The sequence below is a fragment of the Nonomuraea sp. NPDC050022 genome (assembly GCF_044460705.1).
In the GTDB taxonomy this organism is placed as follows: Bacteria; Actinomycetota; Actinomycetes; order Streptosporangiales; family Streptosporangiaceae; genus Nonomuraea.
Map to the genome: position 1 here is coordinate 660,845 of NZ_JBITKE010000004.1, position 13,707 is coordinate 674,551.

General features: G+C 69.9%; 12 protein-coding genes. 7 read left to right on the plus strand and 5 right to left on the minus strand.

Annotated features, from left to right (window positions below):
* The first annotated feature begins 51 nt into the window (after positions 1-51).
* The gene (locus ACIBO2_RS19790) at positions 52-534 is read left to right on the plus strand and encodes a GNAT family N-acetyltransferase (protein ID WP_358534503.1); all 483 of its coding nucleotides are present in this window, start codon (positions 52-54) and stop codon (positions 532-534) included.
* 26 nt (positions 535-560) lie between these two features.
* Entirely contained in the window at positions 561-1,151 is a 591-nt protein-coding gene (locus ACIBO2_RS19795) for a TetR/AcrR family transcriptional regulator (RefSeq protein WP_225302223.1), read from the plus strand.
* On the opposite strand, the gene ACIBO2_RS19800 is transcribed toward ACIBO2_RS19795, so the two are convergent.
* Positions 1,105-1,449 (minus strand): hypothetical protein, encoded by a 345-nt coding sequence (locus ACIBO2_RS19800; RefSeq protein ID WP_358534505.1) that lies wholly within the window; start codon positions 1,447-1,449, stop codon positions 1,105-1,107. The two genes, ACIBO2_RS19795 and ACIBO2_RS19800, sit on opposite strands and share 47 nt — an antisense overlap.
* 144 nt (positions 1,450-1,593) lie before the next feature.
* Between ACIBO2_RS19800 and ACIBO2_RS19805 the strand changes: the two genes are divergently transcribed.
* The gene (locus ACIBO2_RS19805) at positions 1,594-3,003 is read left to right on the plus strand and encodes a methyltransferase (RefSeq protein WP_358534507.1); all 1,410 of its coding nucleotides are present in this window, start codon (positions 1,594-1,596) and stop codon (positions 3,001-3,003) included.
* A gap of 285 nt (positions 3,004-3,288) precedes the next feature.
* On the opposite strand, the gene ACIBO2_RS19810 is transcribed toward ACIBO2_RS19805, so the two are convergent.
* From ACIBO2_RS19810 to ACIBO2_RS19820, 3 genes are all read right to left on the minus strand, one after another.
* A complete protein-coding gene (locus tag ACIBO2_RS19810) occupies positions 3,289-6,384 on the minus strand; it encodes a BTAD domain-containing putative transcriptional regulator (protein ID WP_397298266.1) in 3,096 nt (1,031 codons plus the stop codon).
* Between the two features lie 252 nt (positions 6,385-6,636).
* Positions 6,637-7,284: a GNAT family protein gene (locus tag ACIBO2_RS19815; protein WP_358534511.1), complete on the minus strand. Its 648-nt coding sequence runs from the start codon at positions 7,282-7,284 to the stop codon at positions 6,637-6,639.
* A gap of 141 nt (positions 7,285-7,425) precedes the next feature.
* Entirely contained in the window at positions 7,426-8,712 is a 1,287-nt protein-coding gene (locus tag ACIBO2_RS19820) for a pyridoxal phosphate-dependent aminotransferase (protein WP_358534513.1), read from the minus strand.
* Positions 8,713-8,791: 79 nt separating this feature from the next.
* Here ACIBO2_RS19820 and ACIBO2_RS19825 point away from each other — a divergent pair, with 79 nt between their 5' ends.
* Genes ACIBO2_RS19825 through ACIBO2_RS19840 form a run of 4 tightly spaced genes read left to right on the plus strand, consistent with a single transcriptional unit; the run spans position 8,792 to position 12,429 of the window.
* Positions 8,792-9,727: a LysR family transcriptional regulator gene (locus ACIBO2_RS19825; protein ID WP_358534515.1), complete on the plus strand. Its 936-nt coding sequence runs from the start codon at positions 8,792-8,794 to the stop codon at positions 9,725-9,727.
* 12 nt (positions 9,728-9,739) lie between these two features.
* Complete coding sequence (locus tag ACIBO2_RS19830) at positions 9,740-10,411, plus strand: ribonuclease HII (protein ID WP_358534517.1); 672 nt, start codon at positions 9,740-9,742, stop codon at positions 10,409-10,411.
* Positions 10,412-10,468: 57 nt separating this feature from the next.
* On the plus strand, positions 10,469-11,449 hold the full coding sequence (locus tag ACIBO2_RS19835) for an LLM class flavin-dependent oxidoreductase (protein WP_397298269.1): 981 nt from the start codon (positions 10,469-10,471) through the stop codon (positions 11,447-11,449).
* Positions 11,450-11,466: 17 nt separating this feature from the next.
* Complete coding sequence (locus tag ACIBO2_RS19840) at positions 11,467-12,429, plus strand: hypothetical protein (protein WP_397298271.1); 963 nt, start codon at positions 11,467-11,469, stop codon at positions 12,427-12,429.
* Positions 12,430-12,532: 103 nt separating this feature from the next.
* Here ACIBO2_RS19840 and ACIBO2_RS19845 read toward each other — a convergent pair whose 3' ends face one another.
* A complete protein-coding gene (locus tag ACIBO2_RS19845) occupies positions 12,533-13,642 on the minus strand; it encodes an epoxide hydrolase family protein (protein WP_397298273.1) in 1,110 nt (369 codons plus the stop codon).
* Between the last annotated feature and the right edge of the window lie 65 nt (positions 13,643-13,707).

Sequence of the window (13,707 nt, forward strand, 5' to 3'; positions counted from 1 at the left end):
CATACCTGAGTTCAATTGACAGACCCAGGAGAATCAAGAGAAGCTGAGTTCATGCTCGGAACTCAGATCCGGCCCGCCCGGCCCGACGACGCCGAACGGCTCCGGCGCTTCCTCGCCCGGCTGTCCCTGCACACGCAGACCCTGCGCTTCTTCACCGGCATCGGCACCCCAGCCGCCGGTCTGGTGCGCGTGCTCATGGCGTTGGACGATCACCGGGACGCCCTGGTGGCGATCCTGGACGGCGAGATCATCGGCCACGCCATGAGCTACCGGGGCGGCGCGGCCGACGTCGAGATCGCCGTCGTGGTCGCCGACGAGTGGCAGGGCAAAGGGCTCGGGCCGTACTTGATCGACGTGCTGTTGTTCAGGGCTGCGGTGCGGGGCGCGAAGACGGTCGGCATGGACGTGCTGGGGGAGAACAGGCGAGTGCTCCGGATGATCCGCAGGCTCTGGCCGGACGCTCAGATGAAGGTGACTTCCGGATCGGTCGAGGTGACCGCTAGGATCCAACGGGCGGAGGTATTTGCGGAATAAGGTTCTGTTGCTCCACCATTGACAGTGTGAAGAGTGCCAAGAACGGACGCGACGGACGCACCCGCATCATTGACGGTGCCCTGCGCCGATTCAGCCAGGACGGGGTGTCGGCCACCACGCTGGCCAGCCTCCGCGAGGAGAGCGGCGTAAGCGTCGGCAGCTTCTACCACCACTTCGCCAGCAAGGAACACGTCTTCGGCGTCCTCTACGCGGAGATCCTCACCGCCTATCAGGCGGCCTTCCTCGCCGAGCTGGTCAGCCACGAGGAGGCCCGCGACGGCATCGAGGCCGTCGTGGCGCTGCACATGCGGTGGGCCGGCGAGCACCCGGAGCGCGCGAGGCTCCTGGTCAGCGAGCGCCCGCCGCGCAAGAACGAGCCGGGCGGCGCCGAGGTGGCGGAGGCCAGGCGCGCCTTCTTTCGCCAGGTGTCCGACTGGTGGCGGCCGCACATGAAGAACGGCCGGCTCCAGGTCGTACACCCGACCATGTGCTACGTGCTGTGGCTCGGACCGGCGCAGGAGATGTGCCGGCTGTGGTTCGCCGGCGCCCACACGCCGACGGAGGAGGAGATCAAAGGGCTCGGTGAGGCCGCCTGGCAGAGCCTGCGGCAGCGCTAGAGAGCGGCCTGATCCGCGATGGCACCCGCCAGCAGGCCGTGTCGAGCGAGATGTCCAGCCGCAGATCGCCACGCTGCCTGCGCAACCCCGGCACGCGCACCCGCGCGTGCACGTCGAACCGGCCCCGGCAGGGGTAGCCGAATCCCAGCTCTCCGGGCAGCACCCGCAGGTCGTCGCGGTTGCCGCAGCTGGGGCAGGTCCATGAGACCAGGTCCAGCCCGCGGTTGTAGTCGGAGCAGGCGCGGAAGTAGTCGTCGGGCCAGAAACGGGACTCGCAGGCCAGGCAAGGGATCTGCATTGATCCGCTCCTCTTCTAACACCGAGCGTGGGTCTTCATAGAGATATCGTGGCCCACTTGCAAAACGCTTGGACGTTTCGGTAACAGTATGATTACTGTGGGTATCGGATCATGCGCGGGATTCTGCGGTGAAAGGATGGTCTCGTGGAACGACTGCGCGAGCACCTCCTCGAGACCGGCTACTCGATCGACGGCGTCCGCGATCGGCTGGGCGCCATGGCGGCCACGGCCCTGTCCCGCGAGGAGCTGGTCCCGGCTCTGCGCGCCACGGCCGGCGACGACCCGCTGGCCGCGCTGATCCGGCTCTGGTGGCTCGGCGCCGCCGTTCCGGCCGCGCGGTTCCCGGGCGCCGTTCTCGACGAGGCCCTCGCGTCGGGCCTGGTCGCCGCCGAGGGCGAGCACGTACGCGCCACCGTGCACCTCCAGCCCTGGGAGACTGGCGGCTACGTCGTCTCCGATCGCAAGGTACGGCCCGGTGACCCGGCGCTGCGCCCCGACCACGTCGTGGGCGCGGGCGGCGCCTCGGCCAACCTGGCCCAGCTCGTCACCCGCCGCCCGGTCCACCGGGCCCTCGACCTCGGCACGGGCTGCGGCGTACAGGTGCTGCACCTGGCGGACCGCGTCGACGAGATCGTGGCCACCGACCTCAACCCCCGCGCGCTGGAGCTGGCCCGGCTGAGCTGGCGGCTGTCCGGGATCGACTGGGTGGACGCCCGCGCCGGTTCCCTGTTCGAGCCGGTCGAGGGGGAGCTGTTCGACCTCGTCGTCTCCAACCCGCCGTTCGTCATCTCGCCCGGCGGCGAGCTGACCTATCGCGAGACGGGCGCCGATGGCGACGCGTTCTGCCGCGATCTCGTACGACAGACCCCCCGCTTCCTCAATCCGGGCGGCCAAGCCCATTTCCTGGCCAATTGGCTGCACGTGGCGGACGAGGACTGGCGCGACCGGGTCGGCGGCTGGCTCGGCGAGACCGGCTGCGACGCCTGGGTGGTCCAGCGGGACGTGCAGGACCCGGCCGAATACGTCGAGCTGTGGCTGCGGGACGCCGCCGTACAGGGCACGCCCGGCTACACCGAGCACTACGACCGCTGGCTGGCCTGGTTCGACGAGCACAAGGTGCGGGGCATCGGCTTCGGCTGGATCACCATGCGCAACGCGGGCACGCTCGACCCGGTGGTCCGCGTGGAGCAGCTCACCCACCAGGTCACGCTGCCCGTCGGCGACTACGTCGACGACGTGCTCGACTCGATCGCGACCGCCCACCGGGTGCAATTCCTCGACTCGGCCCACCTGCGGACCGTGGCGGGCCTGCTGGACGAGCGCATCGGCCTGCCAGGCGCGGAAGACCCCATGCGCATCGTGCTGCGCCAGACGGACGGCCTGCGCCGCAGCAGGGAGGTCGGCACCGTCGAGGCGGCCCTGGCGGGCGTCTGCGACGGCGACCTCGCCCTCGGCCCGCTGCTCAACGTCATCGCCGAGCTGGTCGGCGACGGGGAGATCCTGCACCCTGACGCCATCCGGCCGCTCATCGCCGAGGGTTATTTCCTGCTTTGATCGGCCGTTGATCGGATGTTGACCCCCCGGGTGGAGGCTTCTCACCAAGACACGAGCCCGGGGGGTTCGAGGCTCGTGTCGGGTCCGGCCGGCCGTCGATGTGAGGCGGCTAGCCGTTACGCGGAGCATCCGGATAACCGGGCCCCCTAGCGACGCGTGACGGTCAGATGGCCGGCCGGGCTAGCAATCCGCGCCACAGGCACGCATCACGGGGGATCCGTGACTCCCAAAGGGACAGCCTTGATCAACCATGTGTGGATGACACGTCTGGACGACGAGCTGTACTCAGGGCTCGACGGGACCGGCGACTGTATCAACGACAGGACCGGCGACCGTATCGACGACAGGACTGACGACAGGACCGGCGACTGTATCGACGACAGGACTGACGACCGGCTCGACGTCGGAGCCGGCGAGGGGCTTGATGATCAAGGCCTTGTCGAGGCGGACCTTGAGGTCGTCCGCCTCGGGAGCGCCGAGCAGCGAGAAGATCTCGAAGGCCTGCCGTAGGCAGTCGTGACTCCTCGTGGCACTGCCCAGACCTTCGAGCGCCTCGCCGAGCACCATCAGCGAGAGCGCCTCGCCATAGGGATGGCCGATCTCTCTCGACACCACCAGCGCCTCTTCCGCGTGCCGTACGGCATCGGGGTAGCGCTTGGCGGCGATGAACGTCTCGGCGAGCCGGGAGCAGACCCGCTGCTCCCACACGCGCTGCTTGCTGGCCCGGAAGAAGGCCAGGCACTCGGCGTGATGGTGGACGGCCTCGGTGATGCGGCCGACCCGCGACAGGACGATGCCCAGGTGGTAGCGGGCGCGGGCGGTGCCGGCGCCGCTGCCGATCTCGGTGAAGATGGCCAGGCCCTTCTCCGCCGCGGCGATCGCGTCCTCGGGGCGGCCCAGGCCGAGATGGTCGCGGGCCGAGTAGCTGAGCACGAGGGCCTCGCCGGCCGGTACGCCGTTCTCGCGATACCAGCGCATCGCCGACTCGAACCAGGTCAGCGCCTCGGCGTGGCGGCGCTGCCGGCCCACGACGACGGCCAGGGCGTTCATCACCTCGCCGGTGACGACCTTCTCCGCGCGCTCGACCGAGAGATCGTGCACGATCCTGAACTGCTCCTCGGCCTGCGTGAGCTTGTTGCTCGCGAACAGCACCCGGCCGAGCACGTAGCGGGCCCGCAACTCGCTGCCGGCGTCGCCGATGCGCCTGGCGGTGGCCAGCACGGCCCGCGTGCCCTGGTCGAACTCGCGGGTGTGGGTGCCCGACTCCAGCAGCGGCTCCATGGCCACCAGCAGGTCACCGGCGGGCAGCAGCGGCTCGGGAGCGCGGGCGGTGGCGGCGGCCTGGTTGATCGCGGCGAACAGCGAGTCGCCCTCGGCGACCAGCCAGGCGACGGCCTCGTTGACGCTGTTGAAAGAGAGCCCGCTGCCGTCCACCTGGAGGTTGTCGGCGATCATGCTGCCCTCGTAGGCCAGCCGGTGCGCCGACTGGGCGGAGGCCAGGTAGAAGCCGAGCAGCCGCCGCAGCGCCATCGTGCGGGCCTGCGGCCGTTCGGACTTCTCCAGCGTCCGGCGGGCGAACAGCTTGAGCAGGTCGTGGAAGCGGTAACGGCCCGGCGCGGGCGCCTCCAGCAGGCTGGCGTCGACCAGCGACTCCAGCAGGTCCTCGCTGGCGAACGCGCTCATCGACAGTACGGCGGCCGCCGCTCCGACCGAGAAGTCGGGCCCGTTGGGCAGCGACAGCAGCCGGAACGCGCGGGCCTGGGCGGTGTCCAGCTGCCCGTAGCCGAGCGCGAACGTCGCCTCGACCGCCAGGTTGCCCACCCGCATCTCGTCCAGGCGACGCTGCTCGTCGGCCAGCCTGGGCACCAGCGAGGCGACCGTCCACGAGGGACGCGCGGCCAGCCGGGCCGCCACGATCCGTACGGCCAGCGGCAGGAACCCGCAGGCGGCGACCACGTCCATGGCGGCGCCGTGCTCGGCCGCCACCCGCTCGGGCCCGGCCACCGAGGCGAACAGCGTCAGGGCTTCGTCCGGATCCATCACATCCAGGTCGAACAGCCGGGCCGAGGGCAGATCGGCCAGCTTGTGGCGGCTGGTGACGATGGCCGCGCAGCCCGAGGAGCCGGGCAGCAGCGGGACGACCTGCTCGGCGTTGTGGGCGTTGTCGAGCAGCACGAGGATGCGTCGTTCGGCGAGCAGCGACCGATAGAGCGCGGACCGCTCGGCCAGCCGCTCCGGGATGACGTCGGACGGCACGCCCAGCGCGCGCAGGAACGCGCCCAGCGCCGATTCGGGCCCGGTCGCCTCGTCGGTGTAGCCGCGCAGGTCGGCGTACAGCTGGCCGTCGGGGAACAGGTCGTCGGCCGCGTGCGCCACGTGCACGGCCAGGGCGGTCTTGCCCACCCCGCCGATCCCGCAGATCGCGGCCACCGGCACGCCCTCGGCCGGCTTCGACGACAGCAGCGTGCGCAGCCGTCCGGCGATGTCCGCGCGCCCGGTGAAGTCGCTCACGGCGGCGGGCAGCTGGGCGGGGCGGGGCAGGTCGAGCGCCGGCGCCCGTTCCTCCGGCGCCTCCTCCTCGGCCACCTCGGCCACGGCCAGCGTGGGGTCGGCGCTCAGGATGCGCTGATGCAGCGCGGTCAGCTCGTGGCCGGGCTCGATGCCCAGCTCCTCGATCAGCGCGTCGCGCGTCTCGGTGAAGACGGCCAGCGCGTCGCCCTGCCGGCCGCACCGGTAGTAGGCCAGCATCAGCTGGGCGCGCAGCCGCTCACGCAGCGGATGCTCGGCCGTCAGCGCGATCAGCTCGGAGACGACCGCGGCGTGCTCACCCAGCTCCAGGTCCAGGTCCATGAGCGTCTCGACCACACTGATCCGGCGCTCGACCAGCCGGTCACGCTGATGCTCGGTGTACGGCCCGACGGCGCCGGCCAGCGGCTCGCCCTCGAACAGCGACAGCGCGCCCCGCAGACCATCGGCGGCCTCCCGCGGCCGGCCGGCCCGGCGCGCGGCCTCGGCCTCATGGATGCCGCGCTCGAACCGGGTCAGGTCCAGCGAATCGTCGGGCAGCCGCAGCGCGTACCCCCGGCCGACGGAGGTCAGCAGCTCGGGCCGCGAACGGGCCGCCCGGCCGGGCTCCAGGACCGTGCGCAACCTGGAGACGTACGTGCGCAGCGCACCGAGGGCTCGCGGCGGCGCGTCCTCGCCCCACACCGCGTCGATCATCTCGGTCGGCGTAACCGCACGGCCTTCCCGCAGGAGCAGCATGGCGAGAATGGAGCGCTGCAGCGGGGTGCCCAGGTCGAGTTCCTGGCCATCGCGCCACGCGCGGACGGGGCCGAGCACGGCGAACCTCAGCCCGCCTTCGCCGCTCTGACCAGTCATGTCGCCTGTCTCCAACGCAATGGAAAGATTTGTTACCAAATGATAGGTCCATCCTTGCGCAACAGATAGGCATCCGCCCATTCGTTAACCGAAGCGTTGATCGGCCTTTAATCGGGTGTTGAGCCACGCGGCGGATGCTGAGGGTCAACAGCGGCATGGCCCCGATAACGCGGGGGCGGCCATGACGCAGGCATATATGGGGCAAACAAGACACAGGCCCCGCCATACGGCGGGGCCTTCACGGATGCTTCCTTATGCTGCCTCGGCCGCGAGGACAAGCCTCTGGGCCAGGCGTTCTCGAATCGCGGGCCATTCCGAGTTCAGGATCGAGTAGTACGCCGTATCTCGGACGGTGTCATCCGCGCCCCTGCATTCCGCCCGGCGTATCCCGTCGAAATGCGCGCCCAAGGCGGCTATCGCGGCCAGGGACCTGTTGTTGCGTACGTCTGACTTGAGCGTGATGCGGTGGACGTTCCACGTCTCGAAGGCGTGCGAGAGCATCAGGTACTTGCTCTCCCGGTTCGCACCCGTGCCCTGGGCGGAGGCGCCCAGCCAGGTGTAACCGATGTCGGCCACGGACGGGACCTCGCCCACCGCGCCCCGCGTACCCGGCGGCCAGGGCATGGGGCCCTGCCAGTACTCCAGGTGCATGAGACGGGTGGCACCGACCACACGGTCGGTGTTCAGCCACCGGACGGCGAAGGGCAGCGTGCGGCCCTCCGCCTGCTCAGCCAGTGCGGCCTCCACATAGGAGACCATCTCGTCCCGGCCGGCCGGGACACGGGTGAAGGCATACGTGGAGCGGTCTTCACTCGCCGCGGCGACGAGGTCGTCGATCACCGCGAGGCTGAGAGGTTCCAGGCGCACGAGGCGCCCGGACAAGGTGACAAGAGCGGGCATGAGCACATGATGGAGGCTGCTCGGTATGGGAGAGAACAGCACTCGCCCACCATTCTTTGCAGCTTGTTGCAACCTGGGTATTCATGCAGGTCAACGGGCCGATTGCGGGGTCTCCGCACCGGCCCGTGGACAAAGTTTCGCCTAACTGTGACATGGCGTCGGCACGAGCGCCGGATGCCGTTCACGCACCGGGCTCCGCCGCGCCAGCGAGAGCTCTGTCAAGCCCATCGACAGCTGGTCCAGATTGGCCGCGATCCACGGCAGCTGGAGCGGATCCGGGCTGGTCAGCGCGGCCAGTCGCTCCTCCGTGGTGTCCCCGTAGAGCAGGCTCACCGCGACCCGTACCCGCGCGGCGGTGGGATCGTCGCCGAACGCGTGGCCGGGCAGCACGCCGATGCCGTGCTCTTCGAGCAGGAGCCGGGTGATCTCGGCCGAGCCGCCGAGCCGCAGATGGCTCAGGTCCGGGTAGAGATAGAAGCCGCCCTGGGGAATGGGCACCGACGCGCCGATCTCCGTGAACCTGTCGCGCACCGCGCGGGCGAGAGTCCCGTGCAGCCGCTGGCTGCGCAGGATGCGCTCGACCAGCTCGGGCGGGTCGGTGAAGGCGTAGGCGGCGGCTTCCTGCACGGGGGCGGCCGGGGCGGACCAGATCTCGCTCGCCACCGCGAGCAGTCTGGCGCGCAGGTCGTACGCCTCGTCGGGCAGCCTGGCCACGCCGATCCGCCAGCCGCCCAGCGCCAGGCTCTTGCTGAGGCCGGTGGTGACGACCGTGCGCTCGGGCGCCAGGTCCGCGGGCGAGGTGAACGGAAGCAGGGGGTCGTGCAGCAGGTCCCGGTAGATCTCGTCCGAGATGATGTACAGGTCGAGCTCGCGGGCGACCTCCACCAGGCGTTGGATGGTCTGCGGCGGCGCGAGGCGTCCGGTGGGGTTGTCGGGCAGCGTAACGAGCACCGAGCGGACGGTCCTGCCCTGGGCGCGAGCGTGCAGCACGGCCGAGCTCACCCGTTCCGGATCCGGTACGCCGCCCTGTCCCTGTGGGGGCGCGACCATGATCGGACGGGCGCCGACGAGGTCGGCCTGCGCCGCGTAGCTGACCCAGCTGGGCATGGGCAGGACGATGTCGCCGCCGATGGCCAGCAGCACGCCGTACAGCAGTGACTTGCTGCCGGGGCCGCAGACGACCAGCTCGGGGTCGGTGGGGAGTCCCCGTCGTGTCCAGTAGCCCGCCGCCGCGTCCCGCAGGTCGGCCGCCCCCGCGACCGGCCCGTAGCCGTTGCGCTCGGATGCGGCGACCAGCTTGTCGCGCAGCGCCGGGTGGACGGGCAGGCCGGCCTCGCCGAACGCGAGGTGCAGCACCCGTTCCCCGGCGCGCCGTCTTCGCTCGATGTCTTCGTTGGTCGCCAGAGTGGCGGAGAGGGTAACCGTCATGTTTGTCACGTTCCCAGCGTGGTTGGATGAAGGCATCACCACAAGCGAGGCTTTTTGTGGGTGGGCGGAAGGAAGTCCGATGCTCGAATTGCGGCGCTTGGTGCTGATCTGCGAGTTTGCCCGTCGGGGCAGCATCTCGGCGACCGCCGAGTCGTTGGGGTACAGTCCCTCCGCCGTGTCCCAGCAGCTGGCCGCCCTCGAACGCGAGACCGGAACCGCGCTGATCGACCGGACCGCGCGCAGCGCCGAGCTGACCGACGCGGGCCGCCGCCTGGTGATCCACGGCGAACGCATTCTGTCCATGGTCGAAGAGGCCGAATCCGACCTTTCGGCCCACGCGGGCACGCCGTCCGGCCGGGTGGTGGTGACCGCCTTTCCCACGGCGGCGGTCGCGTTCGCGCCCGCGCTGGCCCGCTCGCTGCGCCGCTACACCGAGCTGACGCTCAGGCTCGGGCAGAGCCGGTCGGGTCGGGGCATGCGCGAGGTGCAGGCGGGCGAGGTGGACATCGCGCTCGTCGACGACTGGTACGGGCGGGTCGGCGACAGCGACAGCCTGCGGACGTTCCCGCTGCTGAACGACCCGCTGGTGCTGGTGGTGCCGCGCAAGCACCGGCTGGCCGACCCCGAGGTGCCCCTGGACCTGCGCGAGCTGCGTGACGAGCCGTGGATGGCCACGCCGGACGGGGAGCCGTCGCGCCTCGCGGTCGACCGGCTCTTCGTGGACGTGGGCGGCACCCGGCCGACGCCGTGGGAGTTCGAGGGGCTGGGCACGATCCTGTCGCTGGTCGCCAAGGGCATCGGGATCGCCGCCGTCCCCGCGCTCGCGCTGGCCGCCGGCGTGCGCGGCATCGCCGTACGCGAGTTCCCCGGCAATCCGGTGGGCCGCGAGATACGGGCCGTCGCGCGCGGCTCCAGCGTCCACCGGCCGTCGGTGTCGGTGACGCTGCGGGCCATCCACGTTGCCGCGCGCTATCTCGCCGCCGATCTGGATCCGGTATCGCTCGCGGAGCGATAACGTCTGGTGCCCATGGCGCCCACCTATGACATCGAGCACCTGCTGCTCTCCCAGCGCAGCACGACCACGGTCGCGGGCCTCGACGAGGTGGGCCGGGGCGCGTGGGCCGGTCCCGTGACGGTGTGCGCCGTCATCACCGACCTGTCCGACCCGCCCGCCGGGCTGACGGACTCCAAGCAGCTGTCCGCCGCCAAGCGCGGGACGGTGGCCGCCTCCCTGGAGTCCTGGGCAGTCGGCATCGGCTTCGGCGACGCCTCCCACACCGAGGTCGACGAGCTCGGCATGACGGAGGCCCTGCGCCGCGCCGCCCGCCGCGCCCTGGCCGCCCTCCCCATGCGGCCCGACGCGCTGATCCTCGACGGCTCGCACGACTACATCGGGGCTCCGTGGCCGGTACGCCTGGAGGTCAAGGGCGACTCGGCCAGCATCTCGGTGGCGGCCGCCTCGGTCCTGGCCAAGGTACGGCGGGACGCGTACATGGGGACGATCGGGTGCGAGGAGTACGGGTTCGCGGACAACGCCGGCTATCCGTCACCGGTCCACCAGGAGGCGCTGGCCCGGCTGGGGCCTACGGAGCATCATCGGCTGTCGTGGTCGTACCTGGACGATCTGCCTCGCTGGCGGCACCTCAAGCGGCACCGGGATCCGGCGGTGGGTGAGGGGCAGGCGAGCCTCTTCGGTTAGCTTCTTCGGTTGGCCGGGTCGATTGGCTTGGCGCCGGGATCGACCATTATCGATGGAATGCGAATCGGGATTTTTCTCATCGTGGCCCGGTTTCCGGACCAGAAGTCGGAGCAGGTGCTGGCGAGCGCTCTCGACCTGATCGTGGCGGCCGAGGAGGCCGGGTTCGCCGATGCCTGGATCGCCGAGCACCATTTCATGTCGTACGGCGTCTGCCCCTCCGCCACCACGCTGGCGGCCGTGGCGATCGGCAGGACCAGTCGCATCGGCCTCGGCACCGCCGTGAGCGTCCTGTCCACCCAGCACCCGATCGCCCTGGCCGAACAGGCGGCCATGCTGCACCACCTGTCGGATGGCCGCTTCACGCTGGGCGTCGGGAGGGGCGGCCCATGGGTGGACCTGGAGGTGTTCGGCACCGGGCTGGAGCGCTTCGAGCACGGCTTCGAGGAGTCGCTGGACGTACTGCTCGCCGCGCTCTCCGGGGAGCGGGTGTCGGCGGCGGGGGAGTTCTTCAGCTTCCGTGAAGTGCCGCTGGTCCCGCCGGCCAGGCTGCGCCCGGTCCTGGCCTGCACCTCACCGCCGACCGTGGCACTGGCCGCGAAGCGGGGTCTCCCGATGCTGCTCGGCATGCACATCGACGACCGGCAGAAGAGCTCGATGATCGCCATGTACGCGTCTCACGGGGGAACGCCCCAAGCCCACATGGCAGCGGCCGTCGCCCATGTGGCGAACTCCACCGCCGAAGCGCGAAACGAGCTGAAGGAGTCCCTGCCGCGCTGGCTGACGCCCGGCCTGTCCGGCTACGTGCCGGTGGACCACAGAGAACCACCATCCCGGGATATTTCGGCGTACGCAGACTTCCTGACCCGCGTCCACCCGGTCGGCTCACCGGCCCACTGCGTGGAGTCCATCCTGCGCACCTCGGAAGCCACCGGCATCCAGCACCTCATCCTCATGGTCGAGGGAATGGGCGACCATCAGCGCACTCTGGAGAACATCCGCCGCCTTGGGGAAGAGGTGCTACCTCAGGTCACCGGCTGAGGGCCGAAAGGAGGCGAATGATCGTCACTTTGTGTGCTCGTGATGCAACAATGAGTGTCATGCCGTCCCCCCCACATGACACTCTCGTCAAGCTGTTCACCGACCGCCCTCAACTGGCGGTGGAGATCCTGCGCGATTTCCTGGGAGTGGACCTGCCCGCCACTCCGCTGGTCCGGCTGGAGAAGACCACCTTCAACACCCGTCCTTCCGACGACATCGAGTCCGACGTGGTCCTCGTGATGGGGCCACCGCAAACAGCCGCGCACGCCATCATCGTGGAGATCCAGCAGGACAAGTCCAAGAATCGCGAGCAGATCGCCCGCTACGCAGCCGCGCTGTGGCTGATGCTGCGCTGCGACGTCTCAGTCCTGATGATCTGTCCCGACCGCAATGTCGCCACCCACTACGCACAGCCGATCGAGTCGGGGCTGACCGGCTACTGCCTGCAGCCCTGGGTACTGGGGCCGGATGATGTCCCGGTCATCACCGACCCCCAGGAGGCCGCCGCCCACCCGGACCTTGCGGCCATGTCGGTCATGATTCACGGCCTCAACCGCAAGGTCGTCGAGGCGTTCGCCGCCGCGCTAACAGACGTGACCGACGAACACGCTCCGAAGTATTATGAATACGCATACAGCATGTCCACGCCCGCGATCCGCCGCCTCATGGAGGAGATCATGAAGTCCGCGTCTACCGAATGGCCGGTCTACAGCCCCTTCGCTCGCGAACACTTCGGCCGTGGCAAGGCCGAAGGCAAGGCGGAGGGCAAGGCGGAGGGCAAGGCGGAGGGCAGGACGGAGGGTAAGGCGGAAGAGGCTGGTAGGTCGGTGCTGCTCGTGTTGGCTGCCCGTGGCTTCGATGTTCCCGCCGACATTCACGCCCGGATCATCACCTGTACGGACCTTGCCCAACTCGAGACCTGGCTCGCCCGAGCGGCCACCGCCCAGACCCTCCAAGGGCTGTTCGACGAAGTGGGCTGAGTGCCGGGCCGCCTGGTCGGCGCCGGCTCTACCACCTGCTCCGTACGATGACCTTGACCGGATCCCGGGCTCTGGGCCGGAGTACTAGCGGGTGTCGGTAGCCCTACTCGATGCGGGCCAGGAAGAAGTCCCGGACGTCCTCGGCGAGCAGTTCCGGCACCTCCATCGCGGCGAAGTGGCCGCCACGCTCGAACTCCGACCAGTGCCTGATGTCGTACAGCCGCTCGGCCAGCGGCCGCACCGACTGCGTGATGTCGTGCGCGAACACCGCCACGCCGACCGGCACCTGGCACGGCAGGGTCTGCCCCCGCGGGGCGTCGTGGTGCAGCCGCGCCGAGGAGGCCGCGGTGGTGGTCAGCCAGTACAGCGAGATGTCGGTGAGCATCCGATCGTCGCTGATCTGCGAGCGGGGGTCCGTCCACTGCGCGAAGCGCTCGGCGATCCAGACCAGCTGGCCGACCGGTGAGTCGGTCAGCGCGTAGCCGATGGTCTGGGGGGTGAGAGCCTGCAGAGCCTGGTACGGCGGCCGGTTCGCGATCAGCTGCCTGACCTTGTCCAGCCGGGCTTCATCCGTTGCGGACAGTTCGATGCCGGCATCCGGGTCCGGCCGGGTCGGCAGGTAGTTGACGTGCGCCCCGACGACCTGCTCGGGTGCCACCGCGCCGAGCGCCAGGGAGATGCCCGCGCCGAAGTCGCCGCCCTGCGCGCCGTAGCGCTCGTACCCGAGACGGCGCATCAGCTCGGCCCAGGCCCGCGCGATCCGGAAGGCATCCCAGCCGCCCTCGTGGGTCGGCCCGGAGAAGCCGTACCCCGGGATGGACGGAATCACCAGGTGGAAGTCGCGCGACAGCGGCTCGATCATGTCGAGGAACTCCAGGAACGAGCCGGGCCAGCCGTGGGTGAGGATCAGCGCGAGCGCGTCCGGCTTCGCGGACCGGACGTGAACGAAGTGGATGTTCTGGCCCTCGATCTCGGTGGTGAAGTGCGGGAGCTTGTTGAGCTCGGCTTCGTGCTCGCGCCAGTCGTACTTGATCCGCCAGTGCTCGGCGAGCTCCTTGAGCCGCGCCAGCGGGAAGCCATAGTCCCACCCGGCGTCGGCGACCTCGTTGGGCCAGCGGGTACGGGCGAGCCGGTCGGTCAGGTCGTCGAGGTCGGCTTGGGGGATGTCGATGCGGAACGGCTTGATCAGGCTGGCAGCCTCGGAGAGATCCATTCGATTGCCTAACGTTCGTACGACTAACGTTTACGTCACGAACGATAGCACAATCATTAGTGCTC